Below are 19,520 nucleotides of genomic sequence, written 5' to 3'. Positions count from 1 at the left end.
TAATATTTTTAATAAACGTTTGATACTTAAAAGCTTACTACTTTATTCTTTTAACGCTATTTCGTATTATTAACCTTGGATATAATTTTCTTGGAATGTGTTCTGTACTCTTTTTATTTATTATATTTACTAAACTATCTACTCCATTTTTTATAACTTGCTCTCTTGGGTCATCTATTGTTGATAAATGCGACCTAAAATATGATATTAATTCAATATTATTATACCCTATTATGGAAATATCTTCTGGTACATTTATACCATAAGTAGTTTTTAACTCTTGTATTATAGAAATCGCTGGTACATCTTGTTGTACAAATATAGCTGAAGCTTTTTTTATTTTATCAATGTATTTTTCTAAAAATTCAACTTGAGATTCAAAATCCATTTTAGATTTAATGACTTCTGTCTTTAAATTTGCTTCTTCCATAGCATTCAAATATCCCTTGGTTCTATCTTCATGCATTTTTGAACTCTTATCATCTGAAGTTACTGTTATTATATCTTTATGACCATGGTCAATTAAATGCTTGGTAGCTATATAACCTCCATACACGTTATCGTCCCAAAAGAAATTATCTACTTCTCCTATAAAAGATGGTTTAAAATATATAAATACATGTGGAAAATTATTGTCTTTTAAAAAATCATACTCTTCTTTTTTTATTGATTGAGACACAATTACTAATCCGTCAACCATTTGTCCATTTACCATTTTATATACATTACTATCACCACTAATGTTATTATTAGGCTGTATTATAAAATCGTATTTATTAGTCTCAATAGAATTTATAGAACTATCCATTATATCACTAAAAAACTTTCTAGTATCTTGATGATTAAAATTATTTGAAAAGATTACCCCTATCCTGTTAGTTTCTTTTTTTGCTAAATTTCTTGCATTTACATTAAAATGGAACCCTAGTCTATTTGCCTCTTCTACCACTTTCTTTTTTGTTTTTTCAGATACATTAGGATTATTGTTTAAGCACCTAGAAACAGTTGAATAACTGATACCTAGATTCCTTGCAATATCTTTAATAGTTACCATCTTTATCCCCTACTTCACTTCATTTTATTTTGATAATATAATACTACACTATGTTGTAAATAATTGTCAACTTCAATTATGTAAACGCTTCTTTATATAAAAAACAGGTGGAATCTAAAAGATATCCACCTGCTTTATAAAAAGTTATTATTTCAAAAACTTATTATTCTTTTAATAAAGATTTATGGTTTTGCTTTTGGAGTAAATACTACTGACATAATATATCCAAAGAATATAGCTGCTGCTATTCCACCAGCTGTAGCAGTTGTACCTCCTAAAAAAATACCTAAAAAACCATCACTTTGAATTGATTTTATTACTCCTGTAGCAAGTGAATATCCAAATCCTATTATAGGAACTGTTGCACCTGCTGCTGCAAACTTAACTAATGGCTCATAAAGTCCTAGAAAAGTTAAAACTACACCAGTTGTTACATACGTTACCATAACATATGGAGTTTGCATTTTGAAATAATCCATCATTACTTGGGCTATTAAACATATAATTCCACCTACAATAAATACTCTTACATAGTCCATTAACATATTATATCACTTCCTACTCATTTACTATTACTACTGCATGTGCAACACATGGTATTGTCTGCTTTTGTAGTGTACTTGTCGGTGAAAGTAGTGCTCCTGTTGATACAAGCATTACTTTGTTAAATTCTTTTTTTCTCAACTTATCATATATATATCCTGCAAACACTGTAGCTGAACACCCACATCCACTTCCACCACAGTGGACATCTTGTTCTTTAAGGTTAAACATCTCTATACCACAGTCAGTATAAACTTTTGATATATCTACACCTTTTTCTTTTAGAAAGTCTTCTGCTATCTGTTTTCCAAGAGTACCTAAATCTCCAGTAGCAATTATATCAAAGCTATTTGGGTCATCATTAGTATCTTCAAAGTAAGAGTAGATAGTATCTATTGCTGCTGGAGCCATAGCTGGTCCCATATTATTACCATCATCAATACCCTCATCTATTACTTTACCAACAGTAACATACTTTACTTTTGGACCGTCTCCATTAGGAGCTAATAATACACTTCCTGCTCCTGTAACTGTCCACTGGGCTGTCATTGGTTTTTGATTTCCAAGTTCAAGTGGGAATCTAAATTGTCTTTCTGCTGTACAATAGTGACTTGATGTACCTGACAGTACTAAATCAGCAAAACCACCATCTATAAGCATAGAACCTATACAAAGACCTTCTGCCATTGTAGAACAAGCTCCATATATACCTAAAAATGGAATAGCCAGTTCTCTTGCTGCAAATGATGCTGGAACTATTTGATTTATTAAATCGCCACCTAGCATATAATTTACATCTGACAATTTTTTACCTGCCTTTTGGATAGCTTGTTGAGATGCAGTCTCTACCATTTTACTTTCAGCTAATTCCCAAGTCTTTTCACCATATAAATCGTCAGTCATAATCATATCAAAATAGTCCTTTAGTGGTCCTTCACCTTCCTTAGGACCTACTATAGTTCCAGTTGATATTATGGTTGGTTTATTTTCTAACTTGACTGTTCTTTTTCCAATTCTTTTATTTTTCATATTTTCACACCTTTTTAATTTTGCATTTTACTATTCAAATTTTTAATATTAATTAAAAATTTTAATTAAATCTGCACAATTATTTTTCAATTAGTTACTTTAGTAGCTATTTTCAGATTTTATACCTTCTTCATAATTAATAAAATTTAAATTAAATAAAAATCATCTAAAACATCTTAAAAATATAATAAATAATTCCACATAAAATAGAAGAACCTATCCCATAAACTAAAACTGGTCCTGCAATTTTAAATAAGTTTGCACCTACACCTAATACATAGCCTTCTCTTTTATACTCCATTGCTGGAGATACTATTGAGTTAGCAAAACCTGTTATTGGAATTATAGAACCAGCTCCAGCTCTTTTTCCTATTAGGTCGTAGACTCCTAATCCAGTTAAAAATGCCCCTATAAATATTAATGTTATTGATGTTGCAGAACTAGCACCTAGTTTATCAAGACCTCCAACTTTCATATACAAATCATTTATTGCTTGCCCTATCATACAAATAATTCCACCTACAATAAATGCAAGTGTATAGTTTTTTAAATATGTAGGTTTTGGGCTTATTTGGTCTACATATTTTTTATAATTTTTATCCATACTAAACACCTCTCTAAAGTATTATTTGTTAATTTTAAAAAAATAAACCTATTATTTATTTTGACTATCTAAAGTTTGGTCAAAAAATAAAAAAGATGTCTAATAAAGAAAAAATCTATTTTTCCATAAAGACACCTTGTTTTTATATTTTTACTTTTTTAATGCTTTTTATTATTTTAATATCTTTTAATAATTTAAAAACTTAACATAAAAAGTTATTACATTTTATTTTAGTAATATATTTATTATATTTTGTTATTCTACATATCATAAGTATTATCACGATATATATTCTTTTAACTTAGACAATACTTTCTTCTCTATCCTAGATACTTGAACTTGTGATATATTGAGCATCTCTCCTATTTCACTTTGAGTCATGTCTTCAAAGTATCTGAGAACTATTATTTGACGCTCTCTCTTATCCAGTCTTCCAAGTATGTCTTTTAACAATATGTTATCCACTACTTTTTCTTCTTCACTTTCTCCTTTCATGCTTATTTTATCAATAAGGCATATTGGAGAACCTTCCTCTTCATGAATAACTCCTTGCAAATACTCAACATTGAAATTAGCTTCCATAGCCATTACTAAATCTTCTTTTTCTACATCTATTGCTTTAGCTAATTCTTCTATACTCGGCTCTCTACCTAATTTTTTAGTTAAAGCTTCACTTTCCATCTTTGCCTTTACAGCTATTTGCTTTAACGACCTTGATACTTTTATCATACCATCATCTCTTAAGTATCTCTTTATTTCACCTAAAATCATTGGTACTGCATAAGTAGAGAATTTTACATTAAATTTTGGGTCAAATTTATATATTGATTTTATTAAGCCTATAGAACCTAACTGAAATAAATCTTCTCTATCATATCCTATATTTAAAAATCTAGATACAACGCTCCTAACTAGACCTAAATTGCTTGATATTAATATTTCTTTTGCCTCTTCATCTCCATTTTGAACTTTTTCAATAAGTTCTAGAGTCTCTTCATGACTAAGAAGAGGTTTTTTTTCTTCTCTGGCAACAGTTACTTCCATAATAAAACCTCACTTTTGGACTTTATTTAGGCACATTTATTTTTTTAGTCATTTCAATTCTAGTCCCATTATCTTTTACAGAACTTACCTCTACATCGTCCATAAAGCTTTTCATTACTGTGAATCCCATTCCTGATCTATCAAGTTCTGGTTTTGATGTATAAAGTGGTTCCATTGCCTTCTCCACATTTTCTATTCCATACCCTTCATCTTCAACTATAATCTTTATAGTATTTCCTTCTATCTCACATCTTAAGAAAACAAACTTAGAACTGTCTTCTTCATATCCATGTATTATAGCATTCGTAACAGCCTCAGAGACAGCAGTTTTTATATCTACTAACTCATCTACTGTTGGGTCTAACTTAGCTGCAAAGGATGCTACTATAACTCTTGCTAAACTTTCATTTTCAGATATTGCCGAAAATTTAACTTCCATAATATTATTCATCACATACTCCTCCCTACAAAGAACTTAGAGCTTCTTCATACGTATCATAAATGCCAATAATTTTATTTAACCCAGATAAATCAAAAATCTTCTTAACTCGTGAACTTATATTAATTACTGAAACTCGTCCCCCTTCATTAGAAATCTTTTTATATCTACCTATGATGACGCCTATACCTGAAGAATCCATAAAATTAATATTTTCAAAATTAAATACAACATTTTTTACTTGATTTACACTTAATAAGTTATCTATTTCTTCCCTTATTTCATTGGCTACATGGTGGTCTAGTTCTGAGCACATAAATTCTATGTATAGATTCTTATGTTCTAAGGAATAATTTACCATCAAAAATCCCTCCTTCAATAGTTTTGTAAAAATAGTAACTTTTAATCAATTCTATAATTATATTTTTATTCCTTCAATGAAATTTAACTAGTTTTGTCGTATTATTTCTACCATACTTTCATTATATGTTACCTGACCCCCAAAATCTGATATACCAGTGTCTGTTAAACTATTAGGATTTCCATGTTTCTTCCACCAACCAACATACATTTTTACTATATAATTACCTACTCCATCATCTATATTTATTTGTACATTTATTTTTGCTTTTTTTGACCTCAATATCACAATATCTTTGTCCTCAATACCTACTTTTTTAGCCATTCTCCGATTTATATATGCTTGAGCTATAGATTTTTTGTCCATAAAATGCTGACTAAATAAAGTATCTGCATGATGATTAGTTAATAATCTAAAAGAAATATTTTTATCTTCTATTTCTTTATATTTATTGCTTATATATACAGGTGTTGGACTTATTCCCAAGTTTTTTATACTTTCTGAATAAAGCTCGTATTTTCCAGATGGAGTCTCAAACTTCTTATCTTCCCAAGCAACAGGGTTATGTATAGTAAAGTAATTGTTTTTAAGTTTTTCTATATCCAGATTTTTGTCAAAACGCTTAAGTGGTTCAATCACTTTTTCTAAATAAGTTCTCTTTTCTACAAAAGGATAATCATTTAATCCCATCTTTTTAGCTAGCTCCATAAAGAAGTAATATTCATCCATCAATTTATGTGCTGGCTTTACAGCTCTTTCATTATAGGTTATATATGGATTGGTCATTGAACTATAAATTATATCTTCACTCTCTAGTGTATTTGTACATGGTATAAACATGTCACATAAAGTAGCTGTATCAGTTATAAACATATCAAAACATACTTTAAATTCAATTTTTGAAAACACCCTCTCCAATTCTACTAAATCTGGCAGTTGATTCAGCATATTACTTTTAGTTATCACAGCCATCTTTATAGGAATATTATCTTTGATTGACTTATTAGATAAATTATACAATTCATTTGATATATAATCTGTTTTATTTGATGTTATATCAAGTTCATCTGATACATAATTTACTTTATTTGATGTCATATCAAGTTCATCTGATGCATAATTTACTTTATTTGATGTATTTTTTAAAGATTCTTCTATAAATTTACTGATATTACTTACATAAAACTCCCTATCTTCACCATATGATTGGCTATTGTAAGGGTCAGAATTTATAACACTCGGATAAACTTTATTAGCATAGTTTACCCCTCCACCACTAAATCCTATTTGACCAGTTATAGCACCTAAAGCATCTATTGCTCTTATTGTGTTTCCACCATTTTTATATTTTTGAAGCCCATATCCAACATTTATACTTGAATATTTGTTAGTATATAAATCCACTAACTCTCTTATATCATTCTCTTTAACACCACATTCATCAATTAAAAAACTTAATTCCAATGAAGATAAATATTTTTTATATTCTTCAAAACCAATAACATACGAGTTTATATATTCTTCATCATATAATTTATCTTCTACTATAATTTTTGCCATAGCTATAGCTAAAGCTCCATCTGTTCCAGGATTTACTTGTACATACTTATCTGCTATTTGAGCTGTTTTTGTATATATGGGGTCAATCACTACTATCTTTATCCCTTTTTCTTTAGCTTTTTTAATTATTTGCATAGTATGAATTGTAGTATATGCTGGATTTTTTCCCCAAACAAATATACTTTTACTATTTAACATATCTTCTATAGCATGACTCTTAGCTACTCCAAAATCATATTTTTGAGCATGCATCCCTGCACTCCAACAGGGACCCCCCTTATGTCTGCTAACACCTCCATAAAAATTAAAAAATATATCTCCTATGTATTTTAGCACAGACCCACTTCCATATTGGTCATAATGCATGACAGACTTTGATGTATACTTTTCTTTATAGTATGTAAGCTTTTCTGCCATTATTTCTATAGCTTTATCAAAAGAAATCTCTTTCCATACTCCATCAACTTTAAGCATAGGAGTCTTTATTCTATCTTTATGATTTAATCTATCTAAATGGGCCATCCCTTTTTTGCATATAAAACCTTTTGTATAAGGATGATTTTTATCTCCTTCAATTTTTACTACATTATTTCCTTTAGTATAAACATTGAATTTACAACAGTCATGACAATCTAATGTACACCCATGACTTAATTTTTTTATTATATCCATAAAATATCCTTCTTTCTACTTTCTTACCTTATTAAAAATTAACATATATACTATAATTTATTAAACTTTCTATGTTCAAAACTACAGTATATAAAACATAGCTATATTTTATCAAATTAAGTTTAAAAATACTTCATAAATATAATATTATTAAAAAATTCTCTTTTAAAAAACTAACAATCTTATATGTTTACTTAAACACTATGTTTTTTAATTACAAAAATGAGGCTATCTCAAAATAAAGATAAACCTCTTTTTCATTGTTTAAATGCTGAAAATATATTTAATTTTATACAAAAAAGTGCCTCATGAACTAAAGAGTTCATCTTGAGACACTCCATAAAAACCTTACATAACTTGTCCACCAGTAATATTTATAGATTGACCAGTGCAGTATTCAGCTTCCTTTGAAGCATAAAATGTAAGCATATTTGCAACATCTATAAATCTACACCCTCTTTTTAAAGGTACTTTATCTATATAAACTTGCTTGACTTCTGATTCAGGTATTCCCAATTTTACTGCATATTGAGGAATTAAACTTTCAAACATATCAGAATCAAGTAAATTACCGAGCATCAGTGCATTTACAGTTATCTTATGTTCTGCCAAATCTAGCGCTAAACTTTGAGTAAGTCCTACTCCAGCAAATTTACCTGCTGAATATCCTGAATTATGCTTGCTTCCCACTCTACCTGATTTTGAATTTATCTGTATTATTCTACCCTCAATACCTTTTGCTATCATGACTTTAGATACTTCTCTTGCAAATAGAAAGTACCCATTTAAATTTACGTCTACAATAAATTTAAAATCTTTGTATCCAAAATCAGTTATTTTTTTACTTACAGCCACTCCTGCATTGTACACTAATAAATCTATTCTATCAAAATCATTTTCAATAGCTTTGACAGTACTTATAACCTGTCTTTCATCTATGGCATTACAACTATATCCTACAGATTTACAACCAAATTCAGTTTTTATTTCTTCAGCTACTTTTTTTGCGTTGTCTTCATTTAAATCTGCAATAGCAACATCATAACCTACTTTAGCTAAATGTTTAGATAAATATTCACCTAAACTTCTTCCTCCTCCAACGACTAAAGCCACTTTTCTCATTTTCATTTCCCCTTTTTTATCACATTAAAAGTTAACTTGATTAGTTAAATTGACTTTTATCTATAATTTACTTATAATATGATTAGATTCGTTTTAAATTTTATTTTCTAATTATTTTTAGTATAGTACCTACGCCAATAGGTGCTATTTCTTTTTCTTCAAGATATAAGGTTCCTCCAATTGCTCCATCTTTTTCACCTGTAAACTTAAATGTTATATGACCTAATTCTGAAAGATTTTGGTTTACTAACTCACCAACAGAAGTAATTTTGTAATCAACATTATTTATTGATAGCACATCATCCGTAAGTATTTCTTTTACTAAATTATTTTCAGAATGTATATAACAGTAATTTTCTAACTCTTGAGGAGCATTATCTTTGAAAGTTACAAACATATTATGTTGTAAAAATTCATTTGCATTATCTCCTATTTTATTTATTTGAGTACTGTATATTAATTCCATATCAACTGAACCTCTCTCTAATTATTTATAAAGTATTCTTCTATTTATATAACCCAAAGCTTGCTAACCATGCTAATAGAACAGTTGGTGCACCTGTTAAAAATCTAGAATATAAAACTGACGGAACTCCTACTTGAACTGTATCAGGTTCAGCTTCTGCAAGACCAAGACCTACTGGTATAAAGTCACAAGCTGCTTGTGAGTTTATTGCAAACAATGCTGGTAATGCTAAACTTGGTGGAATATTTCCTTTTCCTATTTCTGTACCAACCAATACCCCCACTATCTGAGCTATAACAGCTCCTGGTCCAAGAAACGGAGACAACAACGGAAATGAACATATTATTGATAAGACAACTAAACCTCCAACATTTCCGATTAATGGAGTAAGTAAATTGGCTACCCAATTTCCTATACCCGATTGATTTATTATACCTATTAGGACTGCAACGAAAGCCATAAAAGGCAGTATAGTATGTATTAATGTATCTATAGTATCCCTACCAGCTTGAAAAAGAGTACTTGTCACATTTCCTAGTGCTATACCTATTTTTGCAACAATTCCTTGACTCTGCTCACTTATCTTCTTTTTAGTATCATAAGCCATATTTCTTCCCTCCTACTACCTCAATTATAACTGCTCTACATTTGTTGGTTTTACCCCTGAAACATATATATCTTCTTTTATAAACATTGCTAATGGTCCACTTTTTCCTGTTTTCATTATATTTATAGTCGGTATTTTCTTTTGAGGATATATACCACATCTCAATGTTCCACCACAATTTATTATTACACATGCGATTTCATCATCTTTAACACCCTGTGAAAATCCATCTATTAACTCACATCCTGTAAGTTCAGCTATTTTTACTGCAGTTTCTGGCTTTGCTCCCCCAGTCACATATACTACCTTATTCTTCTTTTCTGTTGGTTCTATTATCAATGGTCCACCCCATCCTCCAGAACCTTTTACTATTTTAACTTTGTTAAATGCCATATAATTTATCCTCCTCTATACACTATCTTTTTATTTGAAAAATTTATTTATACCTTAAAGTAATTATCCAATCTTTATATCTGAATTTAATGCTATTCCTTGTTGTTTCTCTACAAATTTTGTTGTATAGTCAGTAACTACACCTTTAATAAAGTTTGCAACTATACCCACTAACAAATATCTAACTGCTAAATCTGCTGTTGAGAATCCCAAAGTTGTTATACCATTTGCAATTCCTAGATATATAAATAGTTCACCTGGATTGATATGTGGGAATAATCCATTCATTGTATGGCATGAAAAGCTTGCTGCTGCAAAGTAACTAGGTTTAAACTTTTCTGGCAAGAATCTTCCTAATGATAGTGTCATTGGGTTTGCAAATACAAATGTACCAAGGACTGGTAATATCAAATATCTAGTAAATATATTTGCAGAACATTTTTTTGCAAGTCTCTCGACTCTATCTGTACCAATAAAGTTGATAATTGCATTCATTGTAACTAATAATGCTACTAAAAGTGGTACTATATCTGTTACAAAACCTACAAATTGTTGCCCACCTGCCCTAAATAAATTCATAAAACTATCTGCACCACTTGCTAATACTTGAAAAAATTGCGTCATATTAACTCCTCCTTATAAATATATTTTTTTAAACTACTTCCATCCTACACTCTTCATCAGTACTCAGATTATTTGTATCTTCACATTTATTTTTCTCAAATGTTATGTACTGTTTGACTGCATCTAGTATTGCTTTTTTAAGTAGTTTATTGTAAACAGTTAAATCTGATTTTTCTATATACTCTAAGCTCTTTCCTACCAAACCTTCAAATGACTTTACTCTTGCCAATACTGTAACACCTTGCATTTTTCTAGTCTCTACAATCACACCATCATCATTTATAAGTATCAACACAATTGTACCCGATGAAATTCTTCCTTTTTTTCTGCCAATTGCCACTCTTCCTTTTCTTTTTAGTTCAATATAATTTTTATTAAAATCTTTAAGCTGTAAGTATCCAAGAAAAATATTTAATAAATACACTGTAATAAGTGATGCTATAATAAAAATTACTGGGTCCATATTATTACCTCCTCTTGGTAATTATTTTATAAAATTCATCAAATGATTTTGCCTTAGCAAGTTCTTCTACCATCTTTTTATCTCTCCCTACTTCAAGTACTTCTTCATAACTTTTTATTATCAGGTCTGTACTATCTACATTCTTATCTGGAATTATCATCAATATTATTATTCTAATTTCCTTTGTATCCCAAATCACTGGTTTTTCTAATATTCCAAATGCCAGATAAAGATTTTCCCCATTAGTATTAACTGAGTGAGGCAATGCTATATAATTATCTAATGCTGTTGAAGATTTCTTTTCTCTTTTTAATACCTTTTTTTTGAACTCTATATCAATAATTCCTTTATGAACTAATTTTTCTAACATATCTTCTAAATTTTCCATAAACGTACTCTTATTCAATATAAAGAACTTATCCTCTTCAATTAATTTACCTATAAAAGGGATATTTTTTTCAATCTTTTTTATAGACTTAAGATTTATACTATTTTTCAAAAGTATTGCATTTTCTATCTCTTTCTTTATACTTTCTTCATTAAATAACGCATTTACTCTAAAAATTGGAACATCTAAGTCTGTTTTGAAATCTACTGTTGTAAATACTAAATCATAATACTTTAATAAATCTAAATTAGCTTTAGCTTCTATATCAGAAAAAGTATTTACTTCTACACTTTCTCCAAGTATTTTTCCTATCTTTATTCTAATAAGTTGTGCAGTCCCAAGACCTGTTCCACAAACAACAGCTACCCTATTTACATTTAGAACTTTTCTTGAATTTTTTTCAAAATAACTTCCAAAATGTAATGCTATATATCCTATTTCGTGGTCACATATTTTCAAGTCAAACTTTTCCTCAATTATCATTGCAGCTATCTTTGCAACACTATATGGAAATGTATATCTTTCCTTTATTTCTTGTAAAAGAGGATTTTTTACCCTTATGTTGAATCTCATTCTATTAAGTGCAAAATACAAGTGATATTCCAAATTTTCTATAAGCTTTTTATCTTCTTTAAAATCAATCCCTGAGGTCTCTAATAAAAAACTAGTTACTTCATCTACAACTTCCTTTACGCTATCATTTATTTTTATACTGCTAAGTGCTAATTTTGTACTAGGAGCTTTTCTACCTATTAATGGCATTGTCAAAAATATGGTTTCTTTTTCATTTAAAACTATATTAAATATCTTTTCCAATAAATCTTTGAGCTTTAATCCTAAAGTATATTCATCTGAACATCTTATCACTTCAAATCTCTTATCTATCTTTTCAAATTTGTACCCATTTAGATTTCTTAAGACAGACATGATTATATATCTTTCAACATCTCTCAAGACCTGTTCTGTTATGTAGAGTTCTTCTTTTTTAAATAACTTTTTTAATTCATCTCTAAGACATTCAATATCATAATCTTTAACTAAATTTATCTGATTAACGTTTTCCAAGACATCAATATAATTTTCATACAATCTATCAAGGATTAATAATCTTATATCCATTTCTTCACCAACTAAAATCATACCTATATTTGGCTTCCTTTTTAATTCTAAATCATATTCAGCTAAAATTCTGTCTGCTTTTTTTAAATCCTTTATTAATGTTGTTCTTCCTATACATATCTCTTCAGCCAAATCATCTATGGTAATTGGATTGTTGGTCATAGTTAAAATATCAAGAACATAATTTATTCTTTCATCAGGTGAATTTAAATTTATAAAATTTGATAGCTTTCCTCTATTAAAATTTACAATCTCAATTAATTTACTTTCATCCTCAATTCTTATACTATATGTACCTTTTTCATTTTTAACTATTTTAGCAATACCACCTTTTAATTCTCGATTAATCTGGTTTATATAGTTTCTGATAGTCCTAGTACTAACACCCAAAACATTTGAAAATTGTTCTAGAGTATTTGTGTCTTCTTCTAACACCATTTCTAAAATCAAAAAAACCCTAGGGTCCATATAAGTCATTGACATCTTTTTCTCCCCTTTGTTATCTTACATTTTTTATTATAATCTAAACTATATAGATAATTAATATTCTCTTTTTCAAATCAGATTTGAAAAAAAGGAACTAATATACATTTTTCACAATAATCTGGAAAATTATAACATCATATAAAACAAGAAAAGCCTTATGCTGTTAACTCTTACAGATTATCTACTATCTGTTTTGAAAACACATCAGGCTTTTTAAATATCCAATATATTATTTTATATATTTTCTAATTATAGTTTTGTATACTATACGTTATTTTTTCTTCTTATTTGCTTTTTCTATATTAATCTTATTACCTTTTATCTTAATATCTTTCATCTTTTCAATTACTGTTTTTGCATCTTTTTTAGGTATTTCAACAAAAGTATACTTATCATATATATCTATAGTACCTACTACTTTACCTGGTATTCCAACTTCTCCAGCTATGGCACCAACTATATCTTTTGCTTGTACTCTTTGATTTCTACCAATATTGATAAATAATCTAATCATACCATCTTTAGCTCCAGTACCACCTTTTCTATCTCCACGCTCTCTTCTAGGTTTTTCTTCTATTATTTCTTCTTTCATTTCTTCACCTAGAGATAGTTTTACAAGTGCAGCAGCTATATCAACCATTGCATAATCTTCATCATTACAGAAACCTTCTAACCATTGTAATTGTTTAGTTAAGTGACCTTCTTCTATAGTTTGTTTAACTTGTGCAAAGAAAGTACCTACTTTTTTCTCTTCAACATCAGTTATTGTTGGTATATTATGCTTTATTAGTTTAGATTTAGTATATCTTTCTATATCTTTCATCTTTCTCATTTCTTTTCCAAATACAAAAGTAAATGACATACCTTCTCTACCAGCACGACCAGTTCTACCAATTCTATGAACGTAATACTCTTCATCTTGTGGTAAGTCATAGTTGAATACACATTCAACATCATCAACATCTATACCTCTAGCTGCAACATCAGTAGCAACAAGTATATCTATTGTACCATTTCTAAACTTATCCATTACTATATCTCTTTGAGTCTGTTTTAAGTCACCATGTAATGCATCTGCAAAATATCCTCTTGCTTGTAAATCTCCTACCAATTCGTCTGCTTTTCTCTTAGTATTACAGAAAACAACAGATAGTTTAGGGTCATATACATCTACTAATCTACATAATACTTCTAATTTATTTGATGACCTAGTTTCTATATAGTATTGCTTTGTATTTGAAACTGTAAGTTCTTTTCTAACAACTTTTATATGCTCTGGGTCTTTTTGATATCTCTTAGTTAATTCCAAAATTCCTCTTGGCATAGTAGCTGAAAAGAAAGTTGTTTGTCTTTCTTCTGGAATCTTACTTAAAATCATTTCTATATCTTCTCTAAATCCCATATCTAGCATTTCATCTGCTTCATCTAATATAATCATTTTTACATTATCCATCTTTAATGTTTTACGATTGATATGGTCTATTGTACGTCCTGGTGTACCTATTACAACTTGCACACCACTCTTTAGAGATTTTATTTGTCTATCTATTGGCTGACCACCATATATAGGTAATGTCTTTATTCCGTGCGAATACTTAGCTAACTTTCTTATTTCTGTTGATACTTGTATTGCCAGTTCTCTTGTTGGACAAAGCACTACAGCTTGTAAACTTCTATTATTTGGGTCTATTGTTTCTAGTATAGGGATACTAAAAGCAGCTGTTTTTCCCGTACCAGTTTGAGCTTGTCCTATAACGTCTTTACCTGACAAAATCGCAGGTATAGACTGTGCTTGTATAGGAGATGGTTCTTCAAACCCCATTTCAGCTATAGCTTTTTTTATTCCCTCACTTATTGGTAAATCTTCAAACTTTGTTATATTCATATATTATTCCTCTCCGTTATCAATTAATCTTAACCTATCCATTATATACTTTTTTAGGATATTCTGCAATTAATATTTTAAACAGTATAGTTAAATAATATACATGAAATACAAAATTGATATGTACAGAAAATATGTGAATAACATCAATATACCTTGTATTCTACTAAGTTTATTAGATTTAAGTGTTGGTATTATTACTATTAATAATAATAATATCATGAATGGTATATCCAACTGTCTATTTTGAGATAGTATTGGTATGTTATTTGGTATTGCTGATACAGCTATTACTGATACTATATTCAATATGTTTGCACCCAAAATATTTCCTACTGATATTTCATGATGATTTTTTCTTATAGCAGTAATCGACGAAACTATCTCTGGCAGAGAAGTTCCAAGTGCTATTATAGTTAAACTTACTATACCCTGAGGTATATTTAAAAAACTAGCTATTATTACTCCACTCTCTATAAGGATTTGTGAACCTATTATCATCATTATCAATCCTGTAGCAAAAAGTAATAGTATTTTTACAATTTCTAATACGGAAAAACCCCTATAATTTTTCCCTTTTTTAGTAGATATGTCTTTACTAGTGTTATTTTTAATATTTCTATTTTTAGTATCAGATTTTCCAACGACACTTCTATAATTATTAACCATATAAAAGATTAATATTATTATAAGTAATAATGAATCACCTCTTGTTATAACTCCATCTAAACTCAATAAAATTAAAACTATAACGGATACTATTAATAGTAAAGACTTAGAAAAAAACATTTTTTTATCTACATTAAATGGACTTATAAAAACAACCAACCCTAATGCTAACCCTGTATTACATATTATAGAACCAACTGCATTTCCTAAACTCATAGTAGTATGACCATCAATAGAAGCAAGTAGAGACACTGTAAACTCAGGTAATGTTGTTGCAAAACTAACTATAGTAGCTCCAAGTATAATTTCTGATATATTCGTTTTTTTACCTATCTCTACAGTACAATTTATAAAGATATCTGCGCCTTTAGTAATTAATAGGAAACCTACTAAAAATAATACCACTGTGATAAACAATCTATCACCTCCCCCTATTAAATAAATATTCAGTTTGTGAAGATGTATGCTTTTTCTTTTTTCCATAATAAAATTTATTTATCCTAAACAAAAAATAAAAAATATTTTCTCCTTAATTAGCTATTTATTTGTTTTATTTTATTTATATATGGGTATAATTTCACCACATTATTAACATATAATCTGTTTTATACTTTAAAGCGACAATTTTTTATTTTTTATGTATACAGGATACGAATAATATGCTATTATTATATTAGAAAATATATTTTTAAAAAAATATATAAAATAAATTAAGTATATAAAAATTAATTTTAATAGTATTATTTATCATTTAAATCTAAGGAGGAAATACTTAATGAATGCATGGCAAGGATTTAAAACAGGAAGATGGACTAAAGAAATAAATGTTAGAGAGTTTATACAATTAAACTATTCTCCATATGAGGGAAATGACTCTTTCTTAGCTGGTGCCACTGAAAATACTAAAAAATTATGGGACGAAGCAATGGTCCTATTTAAAAAAGAAAGAGAAAATGGTGGTACTTTAGATGTTGATACAAAAACTGTTTCTGGAATAGCTGCATATGCTCCAGGATATTTAGATAAAGAATTAGAAACAATAGTTGGGTTACAAACGGATGCCCCTTTAAAAAGAGCTGTCATGCCATATGGTGGTATAAAGATGGTTGAAAATTCATGCGAAGCTTTTGGATATGAATTAGACCCAGAAATAAAAGATATATTTACTAAATACAGAAAAACACACAACCAAGGAGTTTTTGATGTTTATACTCCAGAAATGAGAGCTGCTAGAAAATCTGGTATAATAACAGGTCTTCCAGATGCTTATGGTAGAGGTAGAATAATTGGTGACTACAGAAGAGTTGCTCTATACGGTGTTGATGCTTTAATAGAAGATAAAAATGAGCAAAAGAAATCATTAGAAGTTTCTTGCATGGATGAGGAAGTTATCAGATTAAGAGAAGAAATAACTGAGCAAATATCAGCTTTAAATGAACTTAAAAAAATGGCTGAATCTTATGGATTTGATATCTCAAAACCAGCAACTAACTCAAAAGAAGCTGTACAATGGTTATACTTTGGTTATTTAGGTGCTGTTAAAGACCAAAATGGTGCTGCAATGTCTTTAGGTAGAACATCTACTTTCTTAGATATATACTTTGAAAGAGATTTAAAAGCTGGAATCGTAACAGAAGAAGAATTACAAGAGTATATGGACCATTTTGTTATGAAATTAAGAATGGTTAAGTTCCTAAGAACTCCTGATTACAATAACCTATTCTCTGGAGACCCAACTTGGGTAACTGAGTGTATAGGAGGTATGGGAATAGATGGTAGAACATTAGTTACTAAAAACTCATTTAGAATGTTAAATACTCTATATACATTAGGACCTTCTCCAGAGCCAAACTTAACAGTTCTATGGTCAACTAAATTACCTCAAGGATTCAAAGATTTCTGTTCTAAAGTATCTATAGATACAAGTTCAGTACAGTATGAAAATGATGATTTAATGAGAGCATACTGGGGAGATGACTATGGTATAGCTTGTTGTGTATCTGCAATGAGAATTGGTAAACAAATGCAGTTCTTTGGAGCTAGAGTTAACTTAGCTAAAACTTTATTATACGCTATAAATGGTGGTGTAGATGAGAAATCTGGTGTTCAAGTTGGACCAAGATTTGAACCTATAACTTCTGAGTACTTAGATTATGATGAAGTTATGAGTAAATTTGAACCATTCACTGATTGGTTAGCAACATTATATGTAAATACTTTAAATGTAATACATTATATGCATGATAAATATTCTTATGAAGCATTAGAAATGGCATTACATGATAGAGATATATTTAGAACTATGGCTTGTGGTATGGCTGGATTATCAGTTTGTGCAGACTCATTATCTGCTATAAAACATGCTAAGGTTAAAACTATTAGAAATGAACAAGGAATAGCTGTTGATTTTGAAATAGAAGGAGATTATCCAAAATACGGAAATAATGATGATAGAGTTGATAGTATAGCTGTAGAGTTAGTTGAAAGCTTTATGAATAAAATAAGAAAGAATAAAACTTATAGAAATTCTTATCCAACTCAATCTATACTTACAATAACTTCAAATGTTGTTTATGGTAAGAAAACTGGTAATACACCAGATGGTAGAAGAGCTGGTGCTCCATTTGCTCCTGGTGCTAACCCAATGCATGGTAGAGATACTAATGGTGCTTTAGCTTCATTATCTTCAGTTGCTAAATTACCATATGAACATGCTCAAGATGGTATATCTAATACTTTCTCTATAGTACCTGCTGCTTTAGGAAAAGATATGACTGAAAGAATAAACAATCTTTCTGCAATGATGGATGGATACTTCGCTCAAAATGCTCATCACTTAAATGTAAATGTATTTGATAGAGCTACTTTAGAAGATGCTATGGAACATCCAGAAGAATATCCACAATTAACTATAAGAGTATCTGGATATGCAGTTAACTTCATAAAATTAACTAAAGAGCAACAATTAGATGTTATAAACAGAACATTCCACGGTAAAATGGCTTAGTCTTTAAATTTTTATACTTTAACTAAGATTACTACTGTGTAAAAAATAAAAATAAAAGGCTATCTTATATTTGAATTATTTCTGGTATAAGATGGCCTTTTTTAGAGAAATATTATAACTATTGATAAGGTTATTAAAATATATTGTGAGGTGAACTCTATGATTAAGGGAAAGATACATTCTATAGAAACGTTTGGTACTGTAGATGGACCAGGAATAAGATATATATTATTTTTTCAGGGGTGTCCTCTTAGATGCAAATACTGTCATAACAGGGATACATGGGATATTAAATCAGGAAAAGAATACACAGTTGATGAAATAATAACGGATGCTCTTAAGTATACTTCTTTTATGAAGTTTTCTGGTGGAGGTATAACTGCCTCTGGTGGTGAATCCACTCTTCAACCAGAATTTTTAAGTGAATTATTTAAAAAAGCAAAAGAAAATGATATACACACTTGCTTGGATACATCTGGATTTGTAGATATAGAAACTATAGACCCAGTTTTAGATAATACTGATTTGGTTTTACTTGATTTAAAACATATGGTTGAGGAAAAATCTATTGATTTGACTGGTGTTGGTATGGATAAGGCATTAAAACTTGCTAGACACTTAGAATCAAGAAATATTCCTGTATGGATAAGACATGTTTTAGTTCCTGGCATTACTGATGATATAGATAATTTAGAAAAACTAGGTCAATTTGTAGCTACATTGAAAAATGTAGAAAGATTTGAATTGCTACCATACCATTCTATGGGAATACACAAATGGGAAAGTTTAGGTATCGATTATGAACTAAAAGATGTTCCTGATGCCACTAAGGAAGATGTCCAAAAAGCTAGTGAAATAATCTCTAAATTTGGAGTGAAAGTATATAATAGTTAGTGTAGTATATTAATCCTTTATAGAAGACATAACAAAATAGGGTAAAGTGTAAATTTTTAATAAACTTCAAAACTTCCACTTTGCCCTATTT

The 19,520-nt window shown here is 29.1% G+C and carries 18 protein-coding genes and 1 pseudogene; 2 read left to right on the top strand and 17 right to left on the bottom strand.

Features of this window, described 5'->3' with window-relative positions:
- Positions 1-37: 37 nt before the first annotated feature.
- From CDIF1296T_RS04765 to CDIF1296T_RS04685, 17 genes and pseudogenes are all read right to left on the bottom strand, one after another.
- A complete protein-coding gene (locus CDIF1296T_RS04765; RefSeq protein WP_003437479.1) occupies positions 38-1,054 on the bottom strand; it encodes a LacI family DNA-binding transcriptional regulator in 1,017 nt (338 codons plus the stop codon).
- 182 nt (positions 1,055-1,236) lie between these two features.
- Positions 1,237-1,599, bottom strand: coding sequence for a stage V sporulation protein AE (gene spoVAE, locus CDIF1296T_RS04760; protein ID WP_003418423.1), 363 nt, complete (start codon positions 1,597-1,599; stop codon positions 1,237-1,239).
- Between the two features lie 13 nt (positions 1,600-1,612).
- The gene (gene spoVAD / locus CDIF1296T_RS04755) at positions 1,613-2,626 is read right to left on the bottom strand and encodes a stage V sporulation protein AD (protein ID WP_003437476.1); all 1,014 of its coding nucleotides are present in this window, start codon (positions 2,624-2,626) and stop codon (positions 1,613-1,615) included.
- A gap of 166 nt (positions 2,627-2,792) precedes the next feature.
- The gene (gene spoVAC / locus CDIF1296T_RS04750) at positions 2,793-3,230 is read right to left on the bottom strand and encodes a stage V sporulation protein AC (RefSeq protein WP_003418420.1); all 438 of its coding nucleotides are present in this window, start codon (positions 3,228-3,230) and stop codon (positions 2,793-2,795) included.
- Between the two features lie 279 nt (positions 3,231-3,509).
- Positions 3,510-4,274, bottom strand: coding sequence for an RNA polymerase sporulation sigma factor SigF (gene sigF / locus CDIF1296T_RS04745; protein WP_003418417.1), 765 nt, complete (start codon positions 4,272-4,274; stop codon positions 3,510-3,512).
- Positions 4,275-4,296: 22 nt separating this feature from the next.
- Positions 4,297-4,725, bottom strand: a complete 429-nt coding sequence (gene spoIIAB / locus CDIF1296T_RS04740; RefSeq protein ID WP_003418415.1) for an anti-sigma F factor — start codon at positions 4,723-4,725, stop codon at positions 4,297-4,299.
- Positions 4,726-4,738: 13 nt separating this feature from the next.
- Positions 4,739-5,074: an anti-sigma F factor antagonist gene (gene spoIIAA / locus CDIF1296T_RS04735; RefSeq protein WP_003418414.1), complete on the bottom strand. Its 336-nt coding sequence runs from the start codon at positions 5,072-5,074 to the stop codon at positions 4,739-4,741.
- A gap of 87 nt (positions 5,075-5,161) precedes the next feature.
- Positions 5,162-7,306: a molybdopterin-dependent oxidoreductase gene (locus CDIF1296T_RS04730; protein WP_009895817.1), complete on the bottom strand. Its 2,145-nt coding sequence runs from the start codon at positions 7,304-7,306 to the stop codon at positions 5,162-5,164.
- Positions 7,307-7,654: 348 nt separating this feature from the next.
- Positions 7,655-8,428 (bottom strand): sorbitol-6-phosphate dehydrogenase, encoded by a 774-nt coding sequence (gene srlD, locus CDIF1296T_RS04725; protein WP_009895815.1) that lies wholly within the window; start codon positions 8,426-8,428, stop codon positions 7,655-7,657.
- Between the two features lie 100 nt (positions 8,429-8,528).
- On the bottom strand, positions 8,529-8,894 hold the full coding sequence (locus CDIF1296T_RS04720; protein WP_003437468.1) for a PTS glucitol/sorbitol transporter subunit IIA: 366 nt from the start codon (positions 8,892-8,894) through the stop codon (positions 8,529-8,531).
- 40 nt (positions 8,895-8,934) lie between these two features.
- Complete coding sequence (locus CDIF1296T_RS19985; protein ID WP_330360532.1) at positions 8,935-9,354, bottom strand: PTS glucitol/sorbitol transporter subunit IIB; 420 nt, start codon at positions 9,352-9,354, stop codon at positions 8,935-8,937.
- 39 nt (positions 9,355-9,393) lie between these two features.
- Positions 9,394-9,894: pseudogene (locus CDIF1296T_RS19980) on the bottom strand (PTS glucitol/sorbitol transporter subunit IIB); the annotation flags it as partial.
- A 63-nt stretch (positions 9,895-9,957) separates the two neighbouring features.
- Positions 9,958-10,518 (bottom strand): PTS glucitol/sorbitol transporter subunit IIC, encoded by a 561-nt coding sequence (gene srlA / locus CDIF1296T_RS04705; RefSeq protein ID WP_003418408.1) that lies wholly within the window; start codon positions 10,516-10,518, stop codon positions 9,958-9,960.
- Positions 10,519-10,546: 28 nt separating this feature from the next.
- The gene (locus CDIF1296T_RS04700; RefSeq protein WP_003437466.1) at positions 10,547-10,981 is read right to left on the bottom strand and encodes a transcriptional regulator GutM; all 435 of its coding nucleotides are present in this window, start codon (positions 10,979-10,981) and stop codon (positions 10,547-10,549) included.
- Positions 10,982-10,985: 4 nt separating this feature from the next.
- Positions 10,986-12,971, bottom strand: a complete 1,986-nt coding sequence (locus CDIF1296T_RS04695; RefSeq protein ID WP_009895812.1) for a BglG family transcription antiterminator — start codon at positions 12,969-12,971, stop codon at positions 10,986-10,988.
- Positions 12,972-13,245: 274 nt separating this feature from the next.
- Complete coding sequence (locus tag CDIF1296T_RS04690; protein ID WP_003437464.1) at positions 13,246-14,859, bottom strand: DEAD/DEAH box helicase; 1,614 nt, start codon at positions 14,857-14,859, stop codon at positions 13,246-13,248.
- Positions 14,860-14,949: 90 nt separating this feature from the next.
- Positions 14,950-15,945, bottom strand: a complete 996-nt coding sequence (locus CDIF1296T_RS04685; RefSeq protein WP_009895810.1) for a calcium/sodium antiporter — start codon at positions 15,943-15,945, stop codon at positions 14,950-14,952.
- A 358-nt stretch (positions 15,946-16,303) separates the two neighbouring features.
- Between CDIF1296T_RS04685 and pflB the strand changes: the two genes are divergently transcribed.
- Together pflB and pflA are read left to right on the top strand one after the other, a co-directional pair.
- Positions 16,304-18,535 carry a formate C-acetyltransferase gene (pflB, locus tag CDIF1296T_RS04680; RefSeq protein WP_003437454.1) on the top strand — a complete coding sequence of 744 codons (2,232 nt, stop codon included), beginning with the start codon at positions 16,304-16,306 and terminating at the stop codon, positions 18,533-18,535.
- Positions 18,536-18,694: 159 nt separating this feature from the next.
- Complete coding sequence (pflA, locus tag CDIF1296T_RS04675; protein ID WP_003437451.1) at positions 18,695-19,429, top strand: pyruvate formate-lyase-activating protein; 735 nt, start codon at positions 18,695-18,697, stop codon at positions 19,427-19,429.
- Positions 19,430-19,520 lie beyond the last annotated feature (91 nt).

This window comes from Clostridioides difficile ATCC 9689 = DSM 1296 (assembly GCF_001077535.1).
GTDB classification, from domain to species: domain Bacteria; phylum Bacillota; class Clostridia; order Peptostreptococcales; family Peptostreptococcaceae; genus Clostridioides; species Clostridioides difficile.
Note: the sequence above shows the minus strand (reverse complement) of the source record. Positions and strands in the feature narration are given on the sequence as shown.

What these genes read in the sequence shown, in the direction of transcription:
- srlD (WP_009895815.1), bottom strand. Translation starts at nt 8,428, where the DNA reads ATGAGAAAAGTGGCTTTAGTCGTTGGAGGAGGAAGAAGTTTAGGTGAA.
- CDIF1296T_RS04730 (WP_009895817.1), bottom strand. Translation starts at nt 7,306, where the DNA reads ATGGATATAATAAAAAAATTAAGTCATGGGTGTACATTAGATTGTCAT.
- srlA (WP_003418408.1), bottom strand. Translation starts at nt 10,518, where the DNA reads ATGACGCAATTTTTTCAAGTATTAGCAAGTGGTGCAGATAGTTTTATG.
- sigF (WP_003418417.1), bottom strand. Translation starts at nt 4,274, where the DNA reads ATGGAAGTAACTGTTGCCAGAGAAGAAAAAAAACCTCTTCTTAGTCAT.
- pflB (WP_003437454.1), top strand. Translation starts at nt 16,304, where the DNA reads ATGAATGCATGGCAAGGATTTAAAACAGGAAGATGGACTAAAGAAATA.
- CDIF1296T_RS04700 (WP_003437466.1), bottom strand. Translation starts at nt 10,981, where the DNA reads ATGGACCCAGTAATTTTTATTATAGCATCACTTATTACAGTGTATTTA.
- spoVAE (WP_003418423.1), bottom strand. Translation starts at nt 1,599, where the DNA reads ATGTTAATGGACTATGTAAGAGTATTTATTGTAGGTGGAATTATATGT.
- CDIF1296T_RS04765 (WP_003437479.1), bottom strand. Translation starts at nt 1,054, where the DNA reads ATGGTAACTATTAAAGATATTGCAAGGAATCTAGGTATCAGTTATTCA.
- CDIF1296T_RS04720 (WP_003437468.1), bottom strand. Translation starts at nt 8,894, where the DNA reads ATGGAATTAATATACAGTACTCAAATAAATAAAATAGGAGATAATGCA.
- spoVAD (WP_003437476.1), bottom strand. Translation starts at nt 2,626, where the DNA reads ATGAAAAATAAAAGAATTGGAAAAAGAACAGTCAAGTTAGAAAATAAA.
- spoIIAB (WP_003418415.1), bottom strand. Translation starts at nt 4,725, where the DNA reads ATGAATAATATTATGGAAGTTAAATTTTCGGCAATATCTGAAAATGAA.
- CDIF1296T_RS04690 (WP_003437464.1), bottom strand. Translation starts at nt 14,859, where the DNA reads ATGAATATAACAAAGTTTGAAGATTTACCAATAAGTGAGGGAATAAAA.
- pflA (WP_003437451.1), top strand. Translation starts at nt 18,695, where the DNA reads ATGATTAAGGGAAAGATACATTCTATAGAAACGTTTGGTACTGTAGAT.
- CDIF1296T_RS19985 (WP_330360532.1), bottom strand. Translation starts at nt 9,354, where the DNA reads ATGGCTTTCGTTGCAGTCCTAATAGGTATAATAAATCAATCGGGTATA.
- spoVAC (WP_003418420.1), bottom strand. Translation starts at nt 3,230, where the DNA reads ATGGATAAAAATTATAAAAAATATGTAGACCAAATAAGCCCAAAACCT.
- spoIIAA (WP_003418414.1), bottom strand. Translation starts at nt 5,074, where the DNA reads ATGGTAAATTATTCCTTAGAACATAAGAATCTATACATAGAATTTATG.
- CDIF1296T_RS04695 (WP_009895812.1), bottom strand. Translation starts at nt 12,971, where the DNA reads ATGTCAATGACTTATATGGACCCTAGGGTTTTTTTGATTTTAGAAATG.